This window comes from Xanthomonas sp. Leaf148, assembly GCF_001423585.1.
Classification (GTDB): Bacteria; Pseudomonadota; Gammaproteobacteria; order Xanthomonadales; family Xanthomonadaceae; genus Xanthomonas.
Map to the genome: position 1 here is coordinate 1,447,322 of NZ_LMOP01000008.1, position 20,496 is coordinate 1,467,817.

26 protein-coding genes and 1 other RNA gene are annotated in these 20,496 nt (G+C 64.9%); 10 read left to right on the top strand and 17 right to left on the bottom strand.

What is annotated here, in order from left to right; genetic code table 11:
- Positions 1-40: 40 nt before the first annotated feature.
- The 16 genes from ASF90_RS10550 to ASF90_RS10625 all read right to left on the bottom strand — a co-directional run bounded on the left by ASF90_RS10550 (position 41) and on the right by ASF90_RS10625 (position 11,528).
- Positions 41-727: a glycoside hydrolase domain-containing protein gene (locus ASF90_RS10550; protein ID WP_055849405.1), complete on the bottom strand. Its 687-nt coding sequence runs from the start codon at positions 725-727 to the stop codon at positions 41-43.
- A 42-nt stretch (positions 728-769) separates the two neighbouring features.
- On the bottom strand, positions 770-1,828 hold the full coding sequence (locus ASF90_RS24240; RefSeq protein ID WP_055849407.1) for an NUDIX domain-containing protein: 1,059 nt from the start codon (positions 1,826-1,828) through the stop codon (positions 770-772).
- Positions 1,829-1,832: 4 nt separating this feature from the next.
- Positions 1,833-2,186, bottom strand: a complete 354-nt coding sequence (locus ASF90_RS24245) for a hypothetical protein (protein ID WP_236699240.1) — start codon at positions 2,184-2,186, stop codon at positions 1,833-1,835.
- Between the two features lie 275 nt (positions 2,187-2,461).
- Positions 2,462-3,532, bottom strand: a complete 1,071-nt coding sequence (locus ASF90_RS10565; protein WP_055849413.1) for a hypothetical protein — start codon at positions 3,530-3,532, stop codon at positions 2,462-2,464.
- Positions 3,533-3,551: 19 nt separating this feature from the next.
- The gene (locus ASF90_RS10570) at positions 3,552-3,899 is read right to left on the bottom strand and encodes a hypothetical protein (protein ID WP_055850379.1); all 348 of its coding nucleotides are present in this window, start codon (positions 3,897-3,899) and stop codon (positions 3,552-3,554) included.
- 79 nt (positions 3,900-3,978) lie between these two features.
- Positions 3,979-4,629 carry a RebB family R body protein gene (locus ASF90_RS22080; protein WP_082473490.1) on the bottom strand — a complete coding sequence of 217 codons (651 nt, stop codon included), beginning with the start codon at positions 4,627-4,629 and terminating at the stop codon, positions 3,979-3,981.
- Positions 4,626-4,844 carry a RebB family R body protein gene (locus tag ASF90_RS10580; protein ID WP_228324248.1) on the bottom strand — a complete coding sequence of 73 codons (219 nt, stop codon included), beginning with the start codon at positions 4,842-4,844 and terminating at the stop codon, positions 4,626-4,628. The genes ASF90_RS22080 and ASF90_RS10580 overlap by 4 nt, the downstream gene beginning before the upstream one ends.
- A gap of 50 nt (positions 4,845-4,894) precedes the next feature.
- Positions 4,895-5,182 carry a hypothetical protein gene (locus ASF90_RS10585; protein ID WP_236699242.1) on the bottom strand — a complete coding sequence of 96 codons (288 nt, stop codon included), beginning with the start codon at positions 5,180-5,182 and terminating at the stop codon, positions 4,895-4,897.
- 148 nt (positions 5,183-5,330) lie between these two features.
- Complete coding sequence (locus tag ASF90_RS10590; RefSeq protein ID WP_055849427.1) at positions 5,331-5,609, bottom strand: RebB family R body protein; 279 nt, start codon at positions 5,607-5,609, stop codon at positions 5,331-5,333.
- A gap of 52 nt (positions 5,610-5,661) precedes the next feature.
- Complete coding sequence (locus ASF90_RS10595; RefSeq protein WP_055849430.1) at positions 5,662-5,928, bottom strand: RebB family R body protein; 267 nt, start codon at positions 5,926-5,928, stop codon at positions 5,662-5,664.
- Between the two features lie 30 nt (positions 5,929-5,958).
- Positions 5,959-6,228, bottom strand: a complete 270-nt coding sequence (locus ASF90_RS10600; protein WP_055849433.1) for a RebB family R body protein — start codon at positions 6,226-6,228, stop codon at positions 5,959-5,961.
- A 38-nt stretch (positions 6,229-6,266) separates the two neighbouring features.
- Complete coding sequence (locus ASF90_RS10605; RefSeq protein WP_055849437.1) at positions 6,267-6,554, bottom strand: RebB family R body protein; 288 nt, start codon at positions 6,552-6,554, stop codon at positions 6,267-6,269.
- A gap of 1,013 nt (positions 6,555-7,567) precedes the next feature.
- Positions 7,568-8,632: a uroporphyrinogen decarboxylase gene (gene hemE, locus ASF90_RS10610; protein ID WP_055849442.1), complete on the bottom strand. Its 1,065-nt coding sequence runs from the start codon at positions 8,630-8,632 to the stop codon at positions 7,568-7,570.
- Between the two features lie 13 nt (positions 8,633-8,645).
- Complete coding sequence (locus tag ASF90_RS10615) at positions 8,646-8,897, bottom strand: WGR domain-containing protein (RefSeq protein ID WP_039414382.1); 252 nt, start codon at positions 8,895-8,897, stop codon at positions 8,646-8,648.
- Between the two features lie 979 nt (positions 8,898-9,876).
- On the bottom strand, positions 9,877-10,989 hold the full coding sequence (gene aroB / locus ASF90_RS10620; RefSeq protein WP_055849445.1) for a 3-dehydroquinate synthase: 1,113 nt from the start codon (positions 10,987-10,989) through the stop codon (positions 9,877-9,879).
- On the bottom strand, positions 10,986-11,528 hold the full coding sequence (locus ASF90_RS10625; protein ID WP_055850381.1) for a shikimate kinase: 543 nt from the start codon (positions 11,526-11,528) through the stop codon (positions 10,986-10,988). Before ASF90_RS10625 ends, aroB begins: the two co-directional genes overlap by 4 nt.
- Before the next feature lie 204 nt (positions 11,529-11,732).
- Between ASF90_RS10625 and pdxH the strand changes: the two genes are divergently transcribed.
- The 9 genes from pdxH to ASF90_RS10665 all read left to right on the top strand — a co-directional run bounded on the left by pdxH (position 11,733) and on the right by ASF90_RS10665 (position 17,994).
- Positions 11,733-12,332 carry a pyridoxamine 5'-phosphate oxidase gene (gene pdxH / locus ASF90_RS10630; protein ID WP_055849447.1) on the top strand — a complete coding sequence of 200 codons (600 nt, stop codon included), beginning with the start codon at positions 11,733-11,735 and terminating at the stop codon, positions 12,330-12,332.
- A 335-nt stretch (positions 12,333-12,667) separates the two neighbouring features.
- Entirely contained in the window at positions 12,668-13,084 is a 417-nt protein-coding gene (locus ASF90_RS10635) for a YjfI family protein (protein WP_055849451.1), read from the top strand.
- A gap of 12 nt (positions 13,085-13,096) precedes the next feature.
- Positions 13,097-13,870: a PspA/IM30 family protein gene (locus tag ASF90_RS10640; protein ID WP_055849456.1), complete on the top strand. Its 774-nt coding sequence runs from the start codon at positions 13,097-13,099 to the stop codon at positions 13,868-13,870.
- Positions 13,871-13,937: 67 nt separating this feature from the next.
- Positions 13,938-14,013, top strand: a non-coding RNA gene (locus tag ASF90_RS22085) — sX9 sRNA.
- Between the two features lie 31 nt (positions 14,014-14,044).
- The gene (locus ASF90_RS10645) at positions 14,045-15,127 is read left to right on the top strand and encodes an ion channel (RefSeq protein WP_055849459.1); all 1,083 of its coding nucleotides are present in this window, start codon (positions 14,045-14,047) and stop codon (positions 15,125-15,127) included.
- Positions 15,124-15,801: a YjfK family protein gene (locus tag ASF90_RS10650; protein ID WP_193552497.1), complete on the top strand. Its 678-nt coding sequence runs from the start codon at positions 15,124-15,126 to the stop codon at positions 15,799-15,801. The genes ASF90_RS10645 and ASF90_RS10650 overlap by 4 nt, the downstream gene beginning before the upstream one ends.
- A 34-nt stretch (positions 15,802-15,835) precedes the next feature.
- Positions 15,836-16,240, top strand: coding sequence for a DUF350 domain-containing protein (locus ASF90_RS10655; RefSeq protein ID WP_055849467.1), 405 nt, complete (start codon positions 15,836-15,838; stop codon positions 16,238-16,240).
- Positions 16,241-16,253: 13 nt separating this feature from the next.
- Positions 16,254-16,826, top strand: coding sequence for a DUF1190 domain-containing protein (locus tag ASF90_RS10660; RefSeq protein ID WP_055849469.1), 573 nt, complete (start codon positions 16,254-16,256; stop codon positions 16,824-16,826).
- A 1-nt stretch (position 16,827) separates the two neighbouring features.
- On the top strand, positions 16,828-17,994 hold the full coding sequence (locus ASF90_RS10665) for a glutathionylspermidine synthase family protein (protein ID WP_055849471.1): 1,167 nt from the start codon (positions 16,828-16,830) through the stop codon (positions 17,992-17,994).
- 465 nt (positions 17,995-18,459) lie between these two features.
- On the opposite strand, the gene ASF90_RS10670 is transcribed toward ASF90_RS10665, so the two are convergent.
- Complete coding sequence (locus ASF90_RS10670) at positions 18,460-19,830, bottom strand: MFS transporter (protein ID WP_055849474.1); 1,371 nt, start codon at positions 19,828-19,830, stop codon at positions 18,460-18,462.
- A 97-nt stretch (positions 19,831-19,927) separates the two neighbouring features.
- Between ASF90_RS10670 and soxR the strand changes: the two genes are divergently transcribed.
- Positions 19,928-20,374, top strand: a complete 447-nt coding sequence (soxR, locus tag ASF90_RS10675) for a redox-sensitive transcriptional activator SoxR (RefSeq protein ID WP_055850382.1) — start codon at positions 19,928-19,930, stop codon at positions 20,372-20,374.
- Positions 20,375-20,496: the final 122 nt, after the last annotated feature.

Sequence of the window (20,496 nt, forward strand, 5' to 3'; positions counted from 1 at the left end):
GGCTTGGCCTTGTCTGCGAACCTGTGGAAAAGATCTGTGCTCACGGCGTGCTCGGATCCGCGACGGACGAATGACTCAGGTCGATTTCCAGTTCATCGCAGGGCGTCCCGGGCAGCAACAGCACTGCGTCCTGCTCGAACTGCCAGAGCGCAGCGTGCGCATAGCCGCAGCCGGCCGGATCTGATGCCGTCAGCGTGCGAATGTCGCCGGCATAGGGATGCCTGCCGACGCTCGCGACACGCCATGCCCAGATCTGCGGACTCGGCCCCGGCGGCAGGTCAGCCACCAGATCCGCTGCCAGCACATGCGAGCAATACAGCCCCGGCGCATAACCGGCGTCAGCCAGTGCGACGATCCAGGCACGGATGTAGGCGATCGCAGCGGCGCCGGGGCGGCTGCCGTCCTCCCAGTCCAGGTAGACGGTGGCGCCAGTTGGAAATCCCTCGCTGGTGGCCAACGCGGCGGCCTGCGCGCCGTCGATGCCGCCCTGCTCGGCGGTCACAAAGTGCGCGCCTGGGCCAGCGGTCTGCTGGCCCAGATAGACCGGTGCCAATCCCCAGCCATTGGCGACCAGCGTCGGTCGCCATCCCATCCAGCCGGTATCGGCATGGCTGGGCGCCGGTGCAAGGTAATAGCCGCACCAGGCAAGGCTGGTATTTGTCTTCAGCCAGGCCAACGCGGCCAGGCCCGGAAAGCGGTCGGTGTCGAAGCCGGTGTGGAAGGTCATGGTGAAGCTCCGCGTCGAGGGGAGGAAGCGTCGAGATCGGAATCAGGGAGATGTCTGCAGATACGTGGCCATTTGTCCGTACCAACCAATTGCCTGGCTTTCTCTTCGCGGCCAAGTGTCGTCACGAGTGGTTGGATAGGGCGGGCCTGGCTTGGGTGGATAAGCGAGTTTTGCGCTGACGTAAGCGCCTTCCTCGATGGTCTGTGGCGCCAACGGCTGGTGGACGCCGAGGTAGTGGGTCAGTTGCGATCGATCGATGCGTTGCACCGAGGCGATCTCCCAATCGCACACCGCACTTGCGTTCGGTCGATTGGCGCCGACTCGCGACCTGATCGCCCGATTGATGACATCCACGATGCCATCGAGTGCAGCCGTGCTCTTGAAACGCACCAGCTGGAAAGCGTTCCCACCGGGATCCTTCAGTTCGATGTCGAGATCCCGCAAAAAGTCGGCGGGATTTTCAACAGCGAAGCCGGTTTCCTCGCTAAATTCGCGCCGCGCCGCCTGTTCGGGAGATTCCCCGGGATTGAGACGGCCGCCAGGCAGTGCCCACTGGCCAGCCTGGTTCACGATTGACAACGGTTTTTGCCGGGCCCATTCCCACATGTCGCGTGCGAGCGTGTCGGCCTCCACGCATGCAGCGTTCCATTGCAGAGGATCGCTGCCGGCGCCTTTGATTTTCGATTCCAGCGATTCGCCTGTCTTTGTACGAGACGAGCTCGGTCCGAATTTCACCCTGAGCAAGTGGCCGGCGCCCTCCATGGCCTTGTCGGTGACTGCATCGCAACTTGGACTGTCGGTGCAAGCATTCTGGTATGCAAGACCGAGTGCCTGCGCTGCGCCGATGTAGGCTGCATCTTTCTCCCGCAGGCCGTTGGCGGCTAGCCACGCTCCTCGCAGGCAGTTTCGAGCACTGTCCCAGTCGACATCTGGAAAGGGTGGGCTGACACCGGCTGCATTCGCAGTGATCTTGCACAACAGCGCAACCGCTTCCACCGCCAACACCGGTGCGGAGTGATCCCCCCACCAGTTGTTGAAACAGCGTTTGCGTGCGATCAGATAGGTGCCCGCTTCATCCCACAACGCGGCATAGACCTGCATGGCCTCAGCCTCCGTTCGATGGCGATCCTGCGGCCGGCTGCGATGCCGCTACTGTCGCCGCCATCGCCTGCTCGGCCTGCTGCTGCGCGGCGGCAACGGCAGCGGTTGCGGCTTCATCGGCCTGCTGCAATGCCTGACGGGATGCATAAACCGCCTGCTCGTTGTCGGTGACGGCGGCGGTTGCGGCCTGCATCGCCGCCTGTACGGCCCTGTCGCTGGCGGCTATTGCCTGTTCGACCTGAGCTTGTGCGGCCTGCAACGCGGCATCGATTGCCGATGGCTCAGGCGGTTGCGCAGTACTTGCGGTTGGCGCTGCAGCGGTCGTGGCTGCTGGGGTCGGAAGGGTGTCGTCGGACATGTCGGTGTCTCCTGAAGTGGAAGCGGGTTGGAGCGGAGCAACGGCATCGCTTCGCGGGTGCTGTATCGGTGCCGGCAGCGATGCGGTATCGGGCGGGCGCTGCGCTTCGAGCGTGCGCAGCATCTCGCCCAGTGCGTGTTCGGCCTGCGTCATGCCCTGGCGTGCGGCAGCCAGGGCAGCGGCGCGTCCTGTGTGCACCGCGTTGCGTACTGCGTCGGCGGCGCTGATTGCAGGCGGGGCCTGGTCTGTTGTCGCGGGAAGCGATGTTGGTGCGTTCACTCCGGCTCCTCTGCATCCTGGGGCACACTCGTACCCGCACTCGCTGGCGCCGCCCCGAAATCGCGGAGCGAGATGATTCCGTTGTTGACCTGCAGCAACGCAGCCAGAGTGTCGTTCTGTATGGCGAACACGCAGCTATTGCCATCCTGGCCCAGCAAGCCATGGCTGGGCCGGTTGGCCGCCAGGAATGCCTGTGCAGACTGCAGATAGAGGCGGATTGCATCGCTCGCTGCCTGGTTGTCGCCTTCGCCTTGGTAGCGGGTGTGTTGGACGATCTGCTGGGCGGCCAGCGATAACCGCGCGAAACCGATCTGGCGACCGCGCGCCAGCCATTCGGCAACGCTCATTGCGACCTCGTTGGGCGAGGGCAGCCCCTGCACTTGTGGGCAATCCAGGGCAGCGAACAGCAGCGGCAGCAGTGTCTGCAGTGCCGAGGACGCCGCAAGCGCGCGCTCGTCCTCAGTGGCGAGCGTGGCGGTGCAGGCCAGATAGAAGCGGTAGTAATCGCAAAATTCCAGCGGTGTGCGCGCCTGCTCGATGGCGAATGCGGCGGCCTCCTGCTGTAGCGCAGGCGTCACGTTGGCTGGCGGCGCTTCGGCGGCCAGTTGGCGCAGCGCCAGGCTTTCCTGCAGGTCCAGCGACTGGAACACTCCGGCGCCATCGACCTTCAACTGCGTCAGAAGACTACGGCCTGCGGCCAGGTCGCTTGCGGTAAACAAGGCGTTGTCGTGAAAAATGCGCTGCAGCTGCGCTTTGACCACCGAACCTGTATCGCCGGATTCTGCCTGTGAGAGCGTGCCCAGGTCGGCCGAACTCAAGGTCATCAGCTTGACCGGGCTGACCTTCAGCGCCAGCTGCGGGAGCAAGGTCAGGCGCGAGCCATGCAGACCTTGCTGCACCTCGTCGAGCAAGCTGGTCTCGTCAGGAAAGTCATAGCGCGCGCCGGGCGATTGGATCGCCCAGTCCAGCCATTGCGTGCCTCCATCAATAAACGCCATGGCCTGCCTGCCCAGTGACGACAACATTCTTGGCATCGAGATCAGGCGGCCTGCGACAGAAACGGACATTGCATGACTCCTTGTGGATTCAACCAGCGGGGAAATTCTTCAGTACCAGGCCTGCCGCCGAGCCGATCCTGGCGAAGTCGTCGGTGGCGCCCTGCATCAGTGCCTGCGCCTGGACGAGCGCGACAACATATTTGTCGTCGCCGGTAGCCAGGTACTGCGCCATCGCTACGCCGACCGCGGTAGTCGCGATGGTCGAGACATTGCGCAGCGCATCGGTGGCGTCCTGTACTGCGATGGCAGTCGATTGCGCCACCGATTGATAGGCTTTGCCGGCTCCGCTTGTCAGTACGACCTGCGGGCTCATGGTCGCAAGCTGCACCTGGTTGATGACGTCGATGACCTGCGCATTGACCTTTGTCGGTTCCATCTTGGTTCCCATGGAAGGATCGGCCGCCTTTCAATGAGGCCTGGTGATAGGGGGGCAACACGCCATGTCCGTAGACGGTCTACGACTGAGGAGGTGGCGCAGGTGCAGGTGCAGAGCTAGATGTAGATGAAGGTGCAACAGGAGCAATAGGTGCAGATGCACGAACAGCTGCGGGAGTGACAACAACTGCAGTTGCGGGTGCAGCAGCAGAAGCATCAGAAGTGGCAGCATGATCTGAGCCGGCGCCGGGGGCGGGAGGACTGGTGGGCAGAGGGGGCGGCACGCTTAGCGCATGCACTTGCATGAGGTCGGCGGTTGCGGTCGCCGCGTTTGCCGACGCACCCTGCGCCTGCGTTTTCAGCACATCGACAGCCACCTTGGCTTCTGCAGCGGCGGCGGCGATCAGCGCTGCCGGTGGAGGCGGCATCGGCGGCGGCCCAGGCAAGGGCGCGACTGTCGGTGCAGGGCCGGGTGGTGCGGGTGGCAACGGCGCTGGAACCGGGAACGGTGCCGAAATCATCTTGGCGCAGGCCGCGGTGATCGCTGCGGCATTGATCATGCCGGCGCCCTGCTGTCGGTTGACCGCGTTGTGCATCGCCATGCCCAGCGTCTCCAGCATCACGGCATCGAGCATGCCGAGCGCCTGCGCAGGTGCCTGACCGGTGGTCAGCGTCACGATGCTGCTGACGGCGTCGACGATCTGGCTGTTCACGGTACTGTCGTCGATCATGACGAAGTCGCTCCCTTCTGGATGATTAAGGCAAGAATCTGGGTGAGGGCGGCATCGGCAAGCACCTGTCCGCGTTGCTGGTTGGCGACGGCGTTTTCCATCGCCAGTGCGATCGAGTCCGCTAGCGCCAGATACGTCGCGCCCATTGCAAAAGCCGGGGCCTGCCCGATGGTCAGCGCCGCGCCCGTGGCGGCAGTGCCGACCAGGCTGGCCACGCTTGCGGCACGTGCGCTGGGCTGCATGACCGTGCGCTGGCGTTTGCGTGCTAGGCCAACAACGGCCTGCGCTGGGCAACGCTGACCGATGCCGCGAACAGGACGGTGGTCTGTGGCTCGTGTTTGCACGCGTACTGCAAGGCCACGCCGTTGTGTACGCGTTCGAGGAGTGCGAAATTGCCGTACGGTACGTCGATCACGCTGTCGGACTGCTGGCGGTACACCAAGGGCTCAACGCCGGGAATCACCGGCAGGATGCCGTCGAACTCGACGTTCATCACCGCTTTTTGGTGCGGCGCGAACGTCGCCACGATGGTGCGGCCTCTGATCAGTCTCACAACCACGTCCAGTGTGTTGGACGTGGGGACATGATGTAGTTGCAACATGATGCGTCCTTTCTCGATACGTCCAGGGGGTAGGTCACAGCGGCAATGGCAGTGCAGACCGGGCGCCGCTCTTGTGGCGACAGCGGCGCCCGGTTGCCGCTTACCGAAGCCCGGTGCTCAGGATTTCCCGGGTGGCGACGCCATCGGACGCGGTGTCGATCGCATACAGGGTGGACACACCCTGGGTCGTCGATGCCTGCATCGTCACGTAGGACTGCTGCTGGTTGTTGGTGGCGTTGTGGGCGGCGTTGGACAGCGCCTGGCTGGTGGCGACGAACAGATTGCCCATTGCGATCGCCGGCGCATCGCCGAGGACCTTGGTGTTGACCTGGGAAACCGAATCGGTGATCTGGCTGTTGACGGCAGTCGGAAAGGCCATGGTGATAGCTCCTTGAGGTAGTGAAAGAATGAAGACGTTGCGGCGTTAGCGGTTAGCCGAGCATCTTCTTGGTGGCGGCACCCGTGGCGCCGGTATCGAGCGAATACAACAGCGAAACGCCCATCGTGGTGGCTGCTTGTGCGGTGATGTACATCTGCTGTTGCGCGAGCGTTGCGTTGTGGGCTGCGTTTGCCAGCGCCTGCGCGGTGGCCTGGTACAGATTGCCCATGGCTGCGGCAGGGGAACTTCCCAGTACCTGCAGGTTGGCCTGGGTGACCGAGTCGGTAATCTGGTCGTTGACGGCGGTGGGAAATGCCATGCGCGGATGTCCTTGGCGTCAGCCTGGCGATTAAACGCTCAGGATCTGCTTGGTGGTCACACCGGTGGTGGCGGTGTCGATGGAGTACAGCATCGCCACACCCATCGTGGTGGCCGACTGCGCGGTGACATAGCTCTGCTGCTGCGCATTGGTCGCGTTATGGGCGGCATTGGCCAGCGCTTGCGCCGTTGCCTGATAGAGATTGCCCATGGCGATTGCGGGCGCGTCGCCCAGGACCTTGGTATTGACCTGGGTAACGGAATCGGTGATCTGGTTATTGACTGCGGTCGGAAATGCCATTTCGTGCTCCTTATGTGCCAGAGATCAATGCGATTAACTCAGCCCAGGCCCTTCACGCCAGTGCTCAGGATCTGCTTGGTCGCCATCCCGGTGGTGGCGGTATCGATGGAGTAGAGCGTGGCGACCCCCATCGTGGTGGCCGACTGCGCCGTGACGTAGCTTTGCTGCTGCGCGTTGGTCGCGTTGTGCGCGGCGTTTGCCAACGCTTGTGCGGTTGCCTGATACAGATTGCCCATGGCGATGGCCGGGGCATCGCCCAGCACCTTGGTGTTGGCTTGTGTGACGGAGTCGGTGATCTGGTCGTTGACGGCGGTTGGAAATGCCATGTGTCTCTCCTTGGAATGTGACGACGGTTGGAATGCTTGAAAAGCGCGACGGTGTCGAGGTTTGCCAGGTCGTTGGCCTGTCGAGAGAATGTGCAGTTCCACCGCATCACCGTGTCGCCACAATAGAGCGCCATCGATCGAGGAAATTGGGGTTAACGATGGCAATACCGGGGTTAACGACGTGAATGCTGTTCTGCTTTAGCGTTGTATCCGACTTAATGCCGGTTTTATCGAATCTTGCAGCGCGTTCAGCGGTAAACCGCGATGCGGTTTGCACTAAATCCCCGTAGAACCGACGGGAGCGCCGCAGTTGGCAAACGCGGTGATCTTTGAATGTTTTTCCGCTTGATGGCTTTGCGTGTGCCAAGCGCCACAGGTTGTGCGCGCGATCGCGTTTCCGATGTGTGCCGGACGATCAGATGCGTATCGATCGATGGCTGCGGCTGAGTCTGCTGACGAGCGCGCTGCCAGAGCACCACGCCATGATTCGAGGGTGGGACATCGACGCATCGAATGTGGGCGGTGCGGCGCCACTGATGCCCAGGGTGTGGGTCGGTAGGCGTTGCCAGGCGCAAGCGCGTGAGCCTGTAATCGGCCCGATGTGCAGGGACGATTGCAGATGGCGGTTCAGCGCTGCGGTGCGCGCGCTATACGCGGACGTTGGCCTGGGTGGCGCGGTCTTACGCGGTGCGCTGCGTCGCGTTGATGACATCAACGCAGACGGCGTGCGCGGGCACAGAGCGCTGCCATCAGTTGGCTGTAGGAGATGGACGGGAGCGCACTGCGGTAGGTGGCGACTGCTGCGCGTAGCATGCGTTTCTCGCCGTCGGCTCAGAGCTGTGATCACGCTCTGCCATGGTTTGTGGCTTGCTAACCGATGGGATTTTCGGCTTTTCTGTCCAGCAAGGTGCTTTTGCTGGTAAGCGCCATCAGTCGCCGCGCGGACGCAGGTGCTTGCGCACAACCGAGCCGTGATCGACAGCGAATATCGGCGCTGTCGATCACGCCGTGCATCAGCGCTTGCTCAGGCTCTGCACCGCTTCCACCAGCACGCCGACGTGATCCGGATTCATATCCGGCGACATGCCGTGACCGAGGTTGAACACGTGGCCCTCGCGCGAGCCGCCATTGCCTTGGGCGTAGCTATCCAGGGTCTTGCCGACTTCGCTGCGGATCGCCTCGGGCGAGCCGTACAGCGTGGCCGGGTCCAGGTTGCCTTGCAGGGCGACACGGCCGCCGGCGCGCTGGGCGGCGTCGGCCAGCGAGATGGTCCAGTCCACACCCACCGCTTCGGCACCGCTGGCGGCCAGGTCGGCCACGTAGGCGCCGTTGCCCTTGCCGAACAGCACCAGCGGAGTGCGCTCGGCGCCGTCGCCGCGTTCGAGTTCGCGCGCGATGCGGGTGAGGTAGGGGAGCGAAAATTCGCGGTACATCGCCGGCGACAGCACGCCACCCCAGGTGTCGAACACCTGCAGCGCCTGCGCACCGGCCGCACGTTGTGCAGACAGGTACGCAATCACCGCATCGGTCACCGTGCTGAGCAGGTGGTGCAGCACGTCCGGGGCATTGAAGGCCATCGCCTTGATGCGCGCGTATTCCTTGCTGCCGCCGCCTTCGATCATGTAGCAGGCCAGCGTCCACGGGCTGCCGGAAAAGCCGATCAGCGGTACCGCGCCATCCAGTTCGCGGCGGATCAGGCGCACCGCGTCCATCACGTAGCGCAGCTCGGTTTCCATGTCCGGCACACCCAGGCGATGGATGGCGGCGGCATCGCGCACCGGGTGACGGAACTTGGGGCCTTCGCCTTCGACGAAGTACAGCTCCAGGCCCATCGCATCGGGGATGGTCAGGATGTCGGAGAACAGGATCGCCGCGTCCAGCGGAAACCGCTGCAGCGGCTGCAAGGTCACTTCGCAGGCGATGTCCGGGTTCTTGGCCATGCCCAGGAAGCTGCCGGCGCGCGCGCGGGTGGCGCGGTATTCCGGTAAGTAGCGGCCGGCCTGGCGCATCAACCAAACGGGGGTGCGGTCCACGGGCTGACGGTTGAGGGCGCGCAGCAGGCGATCGTTCTTGAGCATGGGAGATGTGTCCTCAGCGCGGCGCGTCGGCGCCGCCGGTGATGAGTTGGAAGCCGCGTTTGAGTTGGGTATCGCGGGCCTTTTCGAACGCCCGGTCGGCCTCGTCCTGCAGCAGGTACTGGTCGCGTCGCAGTTGCGTGCGCCCACCGATCTGGCCGCTCTCGCGCAGCAGTTCCCAACCACCGAACAGGTCCGGTTGCAGGGTCAGCTGGACGTAGCGGAGCGGCTCGTTGCCGCCGGAATCGTGTTGCAGGAGGATGCGCATGCGGCCGATTGTAGCCGGGCAGTGCTGAAGGCTGGGGGGCAGTGGGCGCGCCTTGCTGCTCCGCTTGCGAAGGCCCATCGCTGGCAGTGGGGCGGAAATGGGCGGATGCCTGGTGGCTGATGCGTTTTGCTGCGGTTGTCTGTGCGTAGAAGCACCCCTGGGCGCGCTGAGGTTTTATCGATAAGACCCATCGCGCGCAGGCACGCTCCTACGAAGGCAGCGGTATCCAAAGGCAGCGGCGTCGTGCTGTAGGTGCGTGGGGCTCTGGTCGTAGGAGCGCACCTGGGCGCGACGGGGATTTATCGGTGAGGCCCATCGCGCCCAGGGGCGCTCCTACAAGGCAACGGTATCCAAGCGCAGCAGTGGCGCGCTGTCAGATGCGTCGGCGTCGTGGCCGGCGATGAGTTGCGTGGTTGGAAAAAGCGTCGGGCCGGACGGTGCGCGGTTTATCGGTGCACAAGCGTTTCGCAGAAACGCCCTGGGCGCGATAGGGTTTTATCGATAAGGCCCATCGCGCGCAGGCACGCTCCTACGAAGGCAGCAGTATCCAAAGGCAGCGGTGTCGCGCTGTAGGTGCGTGGGGCTCTGGTCGTAGGAGCGCACCTGGGCGCGACGGGTATTTATCGGTGAGGCCCATCGCGCCCAGGGGCGCTCCTACCAATGCAATGTCTTCGCGCTGTCAGATCAGTGGGCGTCGGGCCGGCGTCCGACGGCGGTGTTGCGTGGCCGTCTAGCAGTCCGTGCTTGTCTTCGCTGGCAAACGTCGACCTCAACCCAGCCAACCCCAGCTTCAATTAGCCGACACCACCCCAACCAGCCAACGCACCCTCAACCAGTCAACGCAACCTCAACCGGCCAAGGCCACACCAACCAGCCAACGCAACCTCAACCGGCCAACGCCACCTCAGCCGGCCAACGCCACCCCAACCAGCCAACGCACCCTCAACCAGCCGACGCAACCTCAACCGGCAAGACAACCTCAATCCGCCAGAATCCGCAGCACCGCCGCCTCGTCCACATCGGGCACCACTTCGGCCTTGCCGATGCCGCGCCACAACACCAGGCGCAGCCGGCCGGCGACATTCTTTTTGTCCAGGCGCATGCGCCCCAGCAGGGCCTCGGGCGACAGGCCGGGTGGGATCTCGGTGGGCAGGTCGAACTCCTGCAGCAGGGTGCGCAGCGCCTCGGTGTCCTGTGCGTCGCTCATGCCCAGCGCGGTCGACAGGCGCGCGGCCAGCACCATGCCTACCGCCACCGCTTCGCCATGGTTGAGGTTGTCGTTGCCGGGCGCGCCGTAGCCTTGCTCGGTTTCGATGGCGTGGCCAAAGGTGTGGCCCAGGTTAAGCAGCGCGCGCTCGCCTTTTTCCAGCGGGTCGCGCGCCACGATCTCGGCCTTGTGTTCGCAGCTGCGGGCGATGGCCTGTGCCAGCGCTGCCGCATCGCTGTCGAGCAAGGCGCGGCGTTCGGCGTGCAGCCATTGGAAGAACAGCGGGTCGCGGATGGCGCCGTACTTGATCACTTCGGCCAGGCCAGCGCGCAGTTCGCGGGCGGGCAGGGTGTGCAGGGTGTCGGTATCGGCGATCACCGCGCGCGGCGGATGGAAGGCGCCGACCAGGTTCTTGCCCTGCGGGATATCCACCGCGGTCTTGCCGCCGACCGACGAATCCACCATCGCCAGCAGGCTGGTTGGCAGCTGCACGCAGTCCACGCCGCGCATCCAGCAGGCGGCGGCGAAGCCGGCCAGGTCGCCGACCACGCCGCCGCCGAGCGCGAACACGCAGGCATCGCGAGTGGCGCCCAGTTCGGCCAGCGCGGTGATGGCGGCGCCGAAGTTGTCCAGCGTCTTGGAGGCTTCGCCGGCGGCGATCACCAGCTCGCCCAGTTGCAGGTCCGGGCGCGCCTGCAGCAGCGCGCTGCGCACGCCGGCCGCGTAGTGCGGGGCTACCTGTGTGTCGCTGAGCAACAGTACATGGCGGCCGCGCACGTGGCTGGCCAGGCGCGCGCCGTCGGTCAGCAGGCCGGGAGCAATGGTGATGGTGTACGGCTGCGCACCGTCGACATCGACGCTGCGCGAGGAACGGGGAAGTGTCATGCGGGGGTACTCGACATGCGCCATTGCGCAGCCAGGCGCAGCACCAGCTGCGCGGTGGCCTCGGCGGGGGAGAAGTGATCGGTTTCCAGAGTGAGGTCGGCGACCTCCTGATACAGCGGGGTGCGATGTGCGGCCATCGCGTGCAGCACCTGCTCGCGGTCGGCGCGCTGCAGCAGCGGGCGATTGCGGTCGCGCGCCAGCCGGGTGAGTTGCGCCGGCACGCTCACGTGCAGATAGACCACAAACCCGCGCTCACGAATCCGCGCGCGGTTGAGCGGATCCAGCACCGCGCCACCACCGGTGGAAATGAGTTTGTTGTCCTGTTGCAACAGCGCCTGCAAGGTCTCGGTTTCATGCTGCCGAAAGCGCGCTTCGCCATGCTGTTCGAAGATGGCGGGGATGCTGCTGCCCACGTGTTCGACAATGGCCTGATCCACATCCACAAACTCCAGCCCGAAGCGCTCGGCCAGGCGGCGGCCGATGCAGCTTTTTCCGGCGCCCATCGGGCCGATCATCACGAGATTGGGTGCGGGGTTCATGCGCACGGATCGTAGCATTCCGCACGCGCGGACCGGGCCGCCCAACGTGCGCCGATACCAGTGCGGCCCGCGCACGGCCGGTGCCTGCCGCAGCAACCGCGCGCCGATGGCAATGCCAACTGCGCAGGCGGCGACAGCCAGCCCATGCGACAAGCGCGTGCGATGCGCCCACAATGGGCACTTCTCCTGCTGCCACCTACCGTCATGCCCGATCTGTACGCAGAAGCGCTTGCCACCTTTACCGCGCTGTATGCCGAGGCGCAAAACAGCGCCGAGCTGGAAGCCAGCGCAATGACCGTGGCCACCGCCAACGTGGATGGGCGGCCGAGCGCGCGCACCGTGCTGCTCAAGGCCTTCGACACGCGCGGATTCGTGTTCTACACGCATCTGGACAGCGCAAAAGGCCGCGATTTGCAGACCCATCCGCAGGCGGCGCTGCTGTTCTTGTGGCGAAGCTTGCGCGAGGCCGGCATCCAGGTGCGTATCGAAGGCGGCGTGCAGCTGGTGAGCGCGGACGAATCGGACGCGTATTTCGCCTCGCGCCCGCGCATGAGCCAGATCGGCGCGTGGGCTTCGTTGCAATCGCAGACGCTGGGCTCGCGCGAGGAGTTCGATGCGGCGATCGCCAAGGTCGAGGCCACCTTCGAAGGCCGTGAGGTGCCACGTCCGGACGGCTGGGGCGGCTTCCGGGTGGTGCCGCAGGCGTTCGAGTTCTGGTACGGCGCCAAGTTCCGCCTGCACGAGCGCTGGCGCTATGAGGCCGATGCGGCCAGCCGGTGGACCAAGCGGATGCTGTACCCGTAAGTGCGGCCATCTGCGGCGCGCTCGCGGGCGAGCCGCTGGCGCACGGTGCGGCATTGGCGCTGCGACGCCTGCCAAAGAGTGGGTGTATCCGGTCGGTGCCACGCACCGCTGCCTTGGCATGCAGGCGCGTGACGCCCGGCGCCCGGCCTCTGTCGCCCTGTCCGGACGCCTCGCTGCCCTGGGCAGACCGGGACCCGGCCGTGCTGCGCATCCGCCAAAGCCGCGGCACTGGATGCGGCATAACCGGTGCCAAACGGCACGTTCTGCCGGTCGCGAACAGTCTGTAGTATGTCCGCCCATCGCTTGACCATCGTTTCCAAAGGACAGGACATCGTATGACGCAGTACACCACTGTCGAATTGCACGGCCTGCTGGCCGAGCGCTACCGCGACCAGCCGATCGAGGTCGAGTTGATCGACGGGCTGGAACCGGCCATCAACCTCATCCTGGCCGACCACGGCGACATGCAGATCCAGGTTGCCGCCTCCGGCTCGCAGGTGTTCGTTTCCACGCTGCTGGCCAACGCCGACCAGGTCAGCGACCGCGCAGCCTTCAACGACGCCTGCCTGCGGCTCAATCCGCTCAATCCCTTGTCCAACCTGGGCCTGGTCCAGGTCGATGGCAAGGATGCATATGTGGTCTTCGGCGAGCTGTCGGCGTCGTCCACGCTCGACCAGATCGACGAGGAAATCCAGACCCTGGCGGCCAATACGCTGGATGCCGCCGAATCTCTCAAGCCGTTCTTTTCCTAAAGGCGTGTTGTCATGAGTATTTTTTCCAAACTGATCACGCTGCTGCGTGGCACCGCACATGAAACCGGCCAGAAAGCGGTCGACGCCAATGCATTGCGCATCCTGGACCAGGAAATGCGCGATGCCGGCGCCCAGCTCACGCGCTCGCGCGAAGAGCTGACCAAACTGATGGCGCAGAGCAAGTTGGCGCAGCAGAAGATCGACGCGCGTGGCGGCAAGATGGCCGAGTACACGCGTTACATCGAAGGCGCGCTGGCCAAGAACGACGAAGCGCTGGCGCATGACGTGGCGGTCAAACTGGCCGCGCTGGAAAGCGAAGACGCCGGCGACAAGGCGTCCAAGACGTCGCTGGACCAATCGGTGGTGATGCTCAAGGCCACCATCCAGAAGACCGAAAACCAGCTGCGCGGCATGCGCCAGCAGATCGACACCGTCAAGGCCACCGATGCAGTGCAGAAGGCGCAGGCCGCCATCGCTGCGCGGCACTCTGGTGCCAGCAGCAAGATGGGCTCGGCACTGGAATCGCTTGAACGCATCAAGGCGCGCCAGGCCGAAACCTCCGCACGCATCGAATCGGCCGAAGAGCTCGAATCGTCCACTGGCGATGGCGATCTGAATCGGCGTCTGGCTGCGGCTGGCCTGATGGAAGGCGAATCCAATGCAGCCGCGGTGCTGGCACGCTTCAAGAAGCCGGCCGCCCAGCTCGGCCACGACACCGCCAGCGGGACCGCGCCGTTGATCGGCCAGGTGCGCGACGTGCAGCAGGTTCCCCGCAGCGACAGCTGACTTACGAACAGCTAACAAAACGACTGTGCTCACCGCCAGGTGGGCGCGGCCGGTGCTCGGAATCGGCATGTACCACGCGTACACTCCGGTTTCTGCGCGCCGTCCACACCCACTTGACGACTGCTCGCTACGTTTTGTTAGTCGCTCTTACAGCGGCACGGCACAGGACGCGCCATGATCATCGTTGGAAAGCTGTTCCGGGTCTTGCGGCGCCATGTGCGCCGCGTCAGTTGGGGCATGGTGGCGCTGGCGTTGCTGGCTCACATGGGCCTGAGCTGGGCGTTGCTGTGGCTGGCTGGCGAGCACAAGCTGGTCGGTCTGGATGCGTTTCCGTATTACTACATGACCACCGCCACCACCATCGGCTATGGCGACCTGTCGCCGGGCTCGGTGGCCGGGCGCTATATCGCCGCGTTCGTGTTGATGCCGGGCGCGGTGGCGTTGTTCGCCACGGTGCTGGCCAAGACCAGCGGCGTCCTCATCACGTTTTGGAGGCGTCATTCCATGGGCAAGATGGCCTACGCCGATTTGAGCGGGCACACCATTCTGATCGGCTGGCAGGGCGCGGCCTCGGCACGCTTGCTGGAGCTGCTGCTGTCGGACACCGCCACCGACGACGAAGGCGTGGTGCTGATCGCCGAAGGGGTCGCTGAAAACCCGATGCCCGACCATATGCGCTTTGTCGCCGCCGAGTCGTACACGCATACCGAGGTGTACCTGCGCGCCGGCATCGCGGGCGCGGCGCGGGTGATCGTCAACCCGCCGTCCGACGACCAGACCCTGGCGGCGGTGTTCGCGTTGATGGCGCATGCGCCGCGCGCGCATGTGGTGGCGCACTTCGACTCGGCCAGCGCCGCGCGGCTGGTCAACCACCATTACCCGGCCATCGAGTGCACGCGCCCGATGACCGCTGAAATCCTGGCCCGCGCCGCGCAGGACCCGGGCAGTGCCGCCATCACCGCCGAGTTGTTGTCGGTGGACGATGGCCCCACCCAGTTCAGTCTTGCCGTGCCTGCGGAGGTGGATGCACTGGATTACAGCCGGCTGGCCGCCGATTTCAGCCAGCGCGGCGCTTTGCTGCTAGGGCTGCGTGCGCCCGATGGCGCATTGCGCTTGAACCCGCCAGCACGCACCGCTGTGGCCGGCGGTGCCATGCTGTATTACCTGGCCGAACAGCGCGTGCCTGCCCAGGCGATTGCCTGGCAGGCGCTGCGCGCTTCCGCCGACCCCATTCCTGCATCGCCACAAGGTGTCTGACGATGAGTTTTTTCAGCAAGTTGTTCGGCCAACCGCAACCGCCACCGTTGCCCAGCTCCGGCACCGGCGCCATCGGCCACGCATTGCCGCTGGGGCTGCGCGTGGGGGGGCAGGTGGCTATCGATACCACGCTGTACCGCATGGCGCCGGATGCCATGACCGCCGAGTTGCCGGGCGGCAATCAGGGCATTCCGTGCTATGGCCACGTCAATCTGGGCGATGGTTATTCGCTGCACCGGTTCTATCTGGACGACGATGCGTTTTTGCAGGTCACCACCGTGGGCGGCGATCTGGAAGCGATGAAGGCGTTCGTGTATTGCGAGACGGTGAACCCGCCGAGCAAGCAGGCGTTTCAGGAGTTCGTGATGCAGCACCCGCACCTGGGCGCGGCGCAGATCGAGTACGCCGGCAAGCGCTGGGAGCGCGCCACCCAATCCACCGACGACAGTGCACGCATTCCGCCGATCGCCTACGACGAGGTGCTGTACCGCTATCAGCCGCCGCGCCGCGATGGCGACCTGACCCATTACGCCATGCTCTACAGCCGCGATGTGCCCGAGCTGCAGCGCGAAGAATTTTTGCTGGTGACTGGCGAGGATTCCGGCCCCAACGAATTTTGCGTGACCTACGCGGTCGGTATCGACGTCACCGTCGCCGATCTGGACATCACCTGAGCACGCGCTCGCCCTTCACTCAACCGGTCCTGTCATGAATCCGATCAATCTGCAGAGTTTTCTCGCGTTTCTTTCCTACTTCGGTACTGGCCTGGGCGTGTTGATCGTCGCGGTGGTGCTGGTGACCCTGGTCACCCCGCACAAGGATTTCACCTTGCTGCGGCAAGGCAATGTGGCCGCCGCCAGCGCGCTGGCCGGCAACCTGATCGGGGTGGCGCTGCCGCTGCATTCGGCCATTACCCATTCTGTGAGTCTGATCGATGCCTTGATCTGGGGCGTGGTCGCCTGCGGTATCCAGGTGGTGGCGTATCTGCTGGCCAACCTGGTGGCCGGACGCATCTCGCGGCAGATCACCGACAACGTCGCCGCCGCCGGTATTTTTTCTGCCGGCGTGTCGATCGCGGTTGGCCTGATCAACGCCGCGGCGATCACGCCGTAACGGAGCCTGCGCCATGAAGCGATCACGCAATCTCAAGCTCACCCTGATGGCGGCATTGCCAGCCGCGCTGGTCACCGGCTGCGGCTCGGAGCCGGAAACCGGCGTGGTGCTGCAGTCGGCCTCCGACTGCTACAAGGTCAAGCAGGAACAGAACGACATCCAGCAATGCCTCAAGGCCTACGACGAGGCGGTGGCCAAGCACCAGCAGGCCGCGCCGCGTTTCAACACGCGCTACGAGTGCGACGAACAGTTCGGTAGCTGCACCGCGGTGCAGAATCAGGGCCAGCAGAGCTGGATTCCGCCGATGGGCGGTTTTTTGCTGGGTTACGCGCTGGGCAACATGACCGGCGGTGGCGGCTATCGCTACGGCGGCTCGATTCCGTTGTATCGCGATTACCGCAGCGGCGGCTATTACAAGCCCAATGGCGATCTGGCCAGCAATCGCATCGGCAGCGTGCGCGGACGTAGTGGCGCGATCGATATGCCCACGCGCGCGATCACAGTGTCGCGCTCGGGCTTCGGTTCCAGTGCGGCGGCACGCAGCTCGTTCGGCAGTGGCGGACGCAGTTCCGGGTTCGGCGGCTGACATGCAACGCATCGCAATTGCCGAACGCCCGGATTGGCGCGCGCAGGCCGAGTCGCTCGGTTTTCATTTTCACACCATCGACGGCGAGCCGTATTGGGACGAACGCGCGTACTACGCCTTTTCGTTGCGGCAGATCGAAGACGACATCGAGGCGCCCACCCAAGACCTGCACGACATGGCGATGCAGCTGGTGGACGAAGTGGTCGGCTCCGAGGCGCTGCTGACCAAGCTGGCCATCCCGCCGTTTTACTGGGACTGGATCGCCAACTCCTGGAAGAACCGCGACCCGCATCTGTATGGCCGCATGGACCTGGCGTACTCCGGCAACGGCCCGGCCAAGTTGTACGAGCTCAATTACGACACGCCTACCTCGCTGTATGAGGCTGCGTATTTCCAGTGGTTGTGGCTGGAGCAGCAGATCGCTGCCGGCGTGCTGCCAGCGGGCACCGATCAGTACAACCTGATCCAGGATCTGTTGTGCGAAACGCTGGGCGCGCTGGCGGTGGATGGCGCGTTGGGTGCGCAGATGCATTTTTCGGCGGTGCGCGACTCGCTGGAAGACCGCGCCACTGTGCGTTATCTGCGCGATTGCGCGCATCAGGTCGGCATTGCGACCGAAGAAGTCGCCATCGAAGACATCGGCCTGAGCGCCGACGGCTGGTTCACCGATGACCAGGACCGCGTGATCCAGACCTTGTTCAAGCTGTATCCGCTGGAATTCATGATGGAAGAGCGCTTCGGCCCGGCGTTGATCGCCAACCGCGTGCGCCTGATCGAACCAGCATGGAAATCGGTATTGAGCAACAAGGGCATCCTGCCGCTGCTGTGGGAACGCCATGAAGGGCATCCCAATCTGCTGGCAGCGCGCTTTGCGCAGGCCGGCGAAGCACCCGCTGCCGGTTGGGTACGCAAGCCGCTGCTCTCGCGCGAAGGCGCCAACATCGCGCTGGTCACCGCGCAAGGCGAGGCTGCACAAACCGATGGCCCGTATGTGGACGGCCCGGCGATCCTGCAGGCGCACCATCCGCTGCCGGTCTTCGATGGCCGCCATGCGCTGGTGGGCAGTTGGGTGGTGGCCGATCGCCCCGCCGGGTTGGGCATGCGCGACGACGATGGCCCGATCACCCGCGACACCTCGCGCTTCGTGCCGCATGTGATCGTGGACTGATCTCAACGCGTCAGCGCGTTGCAGATAGGCGATGTGGTCGTAGCGACGATGCGCGTCACGCGTGTCCAGGTAACTGCGGCGTTTGCTTTGCATACGCCGCAGTTGCGCGCAAGCCCTGCGGGCTGTGCGACGCAGCGCAGGTTTTCCACACCCCCTGTGGATGGAACTTGCACAAGGCTGTGGACAACTGCGTGCAGGCCCCGGCCCGCAACGCTGTCAAGATGGGTGGCGAAAAAATGACCAATCGCTCGCGGTGAGCAAGCAGGCGCAGCTTTTGTAGCGATCTGGACAGAATCGGCAAACTTCTGGAAGCGCTCTGCGTCGCGATGTCACTGCGGATGCAGTCGGCCAACCAGGCATGATCGTTTGCGCAAGGCCTGCACGACGTATCCGCGTCGGTCCGATGCGATATGCAGCATCGGCCTATCCGCACTACAACTCAGTGCGACAGCTACGCAGCCCTCGTCATACCCGGCGCGCCACAAAAAAGCCCGCCATCGCCAGCAACCAGGCCAGCGCGAAGACGCTCAGGTAGGCCGCCCATGGTGCCGACGCCAACAGCGCGGCGAAGAGCGCGCCCGCCAGTGCCAGCATGCCGGCAACGGCAATCGCTTCGCTCAGCTGCATCGCAGAGCTGTTGGCGCCTTGTTGCGCCGGTGGCGACAAGGCCAGCGTCAGCACCGACAGGCTGGGATACACCAGGCCCATGCCCAGGCCGGTCAGCGCCCAGCCGGCGACGGCCAGCGGCACCGGAATCGCCGGCCACACCGCGCCTGCGCCGATCACGATGCCCAGCGTCATCAGCAGCGCGCCGGTCTTGAGCAGGCGCGGCCGCGACCAGCCGGCGCGGCTGTGGCCCTGGTACCACGAGCCACTGAACCAGCCAAGCGCGCCCAGGCTCAGTGCCACGCCCGCCAGCAGCGGTGTGAGCCCGCGTTCGCGCGACAGCAGCAACGGCAAAAACGCCTCGAACCCGAAGAACGCCGCCGCAGCGATGCCACGTAGCGCGATCACGCTGGGCAACCCGCGTGCAAGCCGCAAGGTGCCGGCCGGCAATAGTTGCCACGCGCAATACACCGTGAGCATCAGCGGCGGCAGCATCGCGCCCAGCGCAGTCATGCCGTGCAATTGACCGCCCAGATACACGCCCAGTACGCCCAATGCCGCGCCGATGGCCCAGCCCAGCGACGCAGTCGGCGCGGCGGGATCCGCATTGGTCCAGCTCCGCCCGCGCAGTGCCGGCCACAGCATCAACCCGGCCGGAATCGCCAGCAGCGGCACCGATAGAAACACCCAACGCCAGCCCACGTGCTGCACGATCAACCCGCTGATGCTCGGCCCGATCAATGACGGCACCACCCAGCCGGCGGAGAACGCGGCAAACACGCGTGGCCGCAACGCTTCCGGATACAGCCGCCCGACAATCACGTACAACGCCACCGAATACGCGCCGGCGCCCAGCCCCTGCAACAGGCGCCCGGCGATCAGCGACGGCATGCTCGGTGCTAGCCCGGCGATCAATAGCCCGATCACGAAACACAGCAGCCCGACGCCCAGCGCGCCGCCGGGGCCGCGACGGTCGCTCCAGCGCCCGGCGGCGGTCATGCCCACCACGCTAGTGGCCAGGGTGCCGCCGAAGGCCAGTGCATACAGCGGCAAGCCGTTCAACTCGCGCGCCACGGTGGGCATGGCGGCGGCCACCGCCAGCGATTCGAAGGCATTGAGCGATACCAGCGCGACCATGCCGAGCGTGGCGGCGCGATATGGCGCTGCCAGAATCGAGGTGGGGTGCGTGGCGTGGGGCGGTGTGGCGGGCAGGGCGGTATCGGTGGGCATCGAACATCCAGAGCGAGTGAGCAGGGGCGTGACCGTGGCGCTTGCGTCGGTCATGGCCGCGCAGCATCCTGCCTCAACCAAGGTTGAGGTCAAGGCAATGCAGCGTGAGTTGTCGGTGGGCGAAGTGGCCAAGCGCAGTGGCGTGGCGGTATCGGCATTGCATTTCTATGAGCGCAAAGGCCTGATTCGCAGCCTGCGCACTGCAGGAAATCAGCGACGTTACGCGCGCGATGTGTTGCGGCGCATCGCGGTGATTCGTGTCGCGCAACGGCTCGGGGTGCCTTTGCAGCAGGTGCTGGACGCGTTCTCGGTATTGCCGGATCAGCGCACGCCCACGCGCGCGGAATGGGCGCGCATGTCCGCGCGCTGGCGCGGGCAGCTGGATGCGCGCATCAGCGAACTGCAGGCCTTGCGCGACCAGCTCACCGATTGCATCGGCTGCGGCTGCCTGTCGTTGCGCCGCTGCCGCTTGAGCAATCCGGATGACGCACTCGGCGCGGACGGCGATGGTGCGTTGCGACTGGGCAGCTTGATTCCGGAATAAGAGTGGCTAACAAAAACGTAGCGAGCGGGCGCCTGGTGGTGAGTCTGGTTTTGTCGGCCGTGTCTTGGTGGATGCGGTCAGAAGTCCAGGTCAAACGCTGAGTGGATCGCGTGCGCGGTGCC

Coding starts and splice junctions, on each gene's coding strand:
- ASF90_RS10550 (WP_055849405.1), bottom strand. CDS start 727: ATGACCTTCCACACCGGCTTCGACACCGACCGCTTTCCGGGCCTGGCC.
- ASF90_RS24240 (WP_055849407.1), bottom strand. CDS start 1,828: ATGCAGGTCTATGCCGCGTTGTGGGATGAAGCGGGCACCTATCTGATC.
- ASF90_RS24245 (WP_236699240.1), bottom strand. CDS start 2,186: ATGTCCGACGACACCCTTCCGACCCCAGCAGCCACGACCGCTGCAGCG.
- ASF90_RS10565 (WP_055849413.1), bottom strand. CDS start 3,532: ATGTCCGTTTCTGTCGCAGGCCGCCTGATCTCGATGCCAAGAATGTTG.
- ASF90_RS10570 (WP_055850379.1), bottom strand. CDS start 3,899: ATGGAACCGACAAAGGTCAATGCGCAGGTCATCGACGTCATCAACCAG.
- ASF90_RS22080 (WP_082473490.1), bottom strand. CDS start 4,629: ATGATCGACGACAGTACCGTGAACAGCCAGATCGTCGACGCCGTCAGC.
- ASF90_RS10590 (WP_055849427.1), bottom strand. CDS start 5,609: ATGGCCTTTCCGACTGCCGTCAACAGCCAGATCACCGATTCGGTTTCC.
- ASF90_RS10595 (WP_055849430.1), bottom strand. CDS start 5,928: ATGGCATTTCCCACCGCCGTCAACGACCAGATTACCGACTCGGTCACC.
- ASF90_RS10600 (WP_055849433.1), bottom strand. CDS start 6,228: ATGGCATTTCCGACCGCAGTCAATAACCAGATCACCGATTCCGTTACC.
- ASF90_RS10605 (WP_055849437.1), bottom strand. CDS start 6,554: ATGGCATTTCCAACCGCCGTCAACGACCAGATCACCGACTCCGTCACA.
- hemE (WP_055849442.1), bottom strand. CDS start 8,632: ATGCTCAAGAACGATCGCCTGCTGCGCGCCCTCAACCGTCAGCCCGTG.
- ASF90_RS10615 (WP_039414382.1), bottom strand. CDS start 8,897: ATGCGCATCCTCCTGCAACACGATTCCGGCGGCAACGAGCCGCTCCGC.
- aroB (WP_055849445.1), bottom strand. CDS start 10,989: ATGACACTTCCCCGTTCCTCGCGCAGCGTCGATGTCGACGGTGCGCAG.
- ASF90_RS10625 (WP_055850381.1), bottom strand. CDS start 11,528: ATGAACCCCGCACCCAATCTCGTGATGATCGGCCCGATGGGCGCCGGA.
- pdxH (WP_055849447.1), top strand. CDS start 11,733: ATGCCCGATCTGTACGCAGAAGCGCTTGCCACCTTTACCGCGCTGTAT.
- ASF90_RS10635 (WP_055849451.1), top strand. CDS start 12,668: ATGACGCAGTACACCACTGTCGAATTGCACGGCCTGCTGGCCGAGCGC.
- ASF90_RS10640 (WP_055849456.1), top strand. CDS start 13,097: ATGAGTATTTTTTCCAAACTGATCACGCTGCTGCGTGGCACCGCACAT.
- ASF90_RS10645 (WP_055849459.1), top strand. CDS start 14,045: ATGATCATCGTTGGAAAGCTGTTCCGGGTCTTGCGGCGCCATGTGCGC.
- ASF90_RS10655 (WP_055849467.1), top strand. CDS start 15,836: ATGAATCCGATCAATCTGCAGAGTTTTCTCGCGTTTCTTTCCTACTTC.
- ASF90_RS10660 (WP_055849469.1), top strand. CDS start 16,254: ATGAAGCGATCACGCAATCTCAAGCTCACCCTGATGGCGGCATTGCCA.
- ASF90_RS10665 (WP_055849471.1), top strand. CDS start 16,828: ATGCAACGCATCGCAATTGCCGAACGCCCGGATTGGCGCGCGCAGGCC.
- ASF90_RS10670 (WP_055849474.1), bottom strand. CDS start 19,830: ATGCCCACCGATACCGCCCTGCCCGCCACACCGCCCCACGCCACGCAC.
- soxR (WP_055850382.1), top strand. CDS start 19,928: ATGCAGCGTGAGTTGTCGGTGGGCGAAGTGGCCAAGCGCAGTGGCGTG.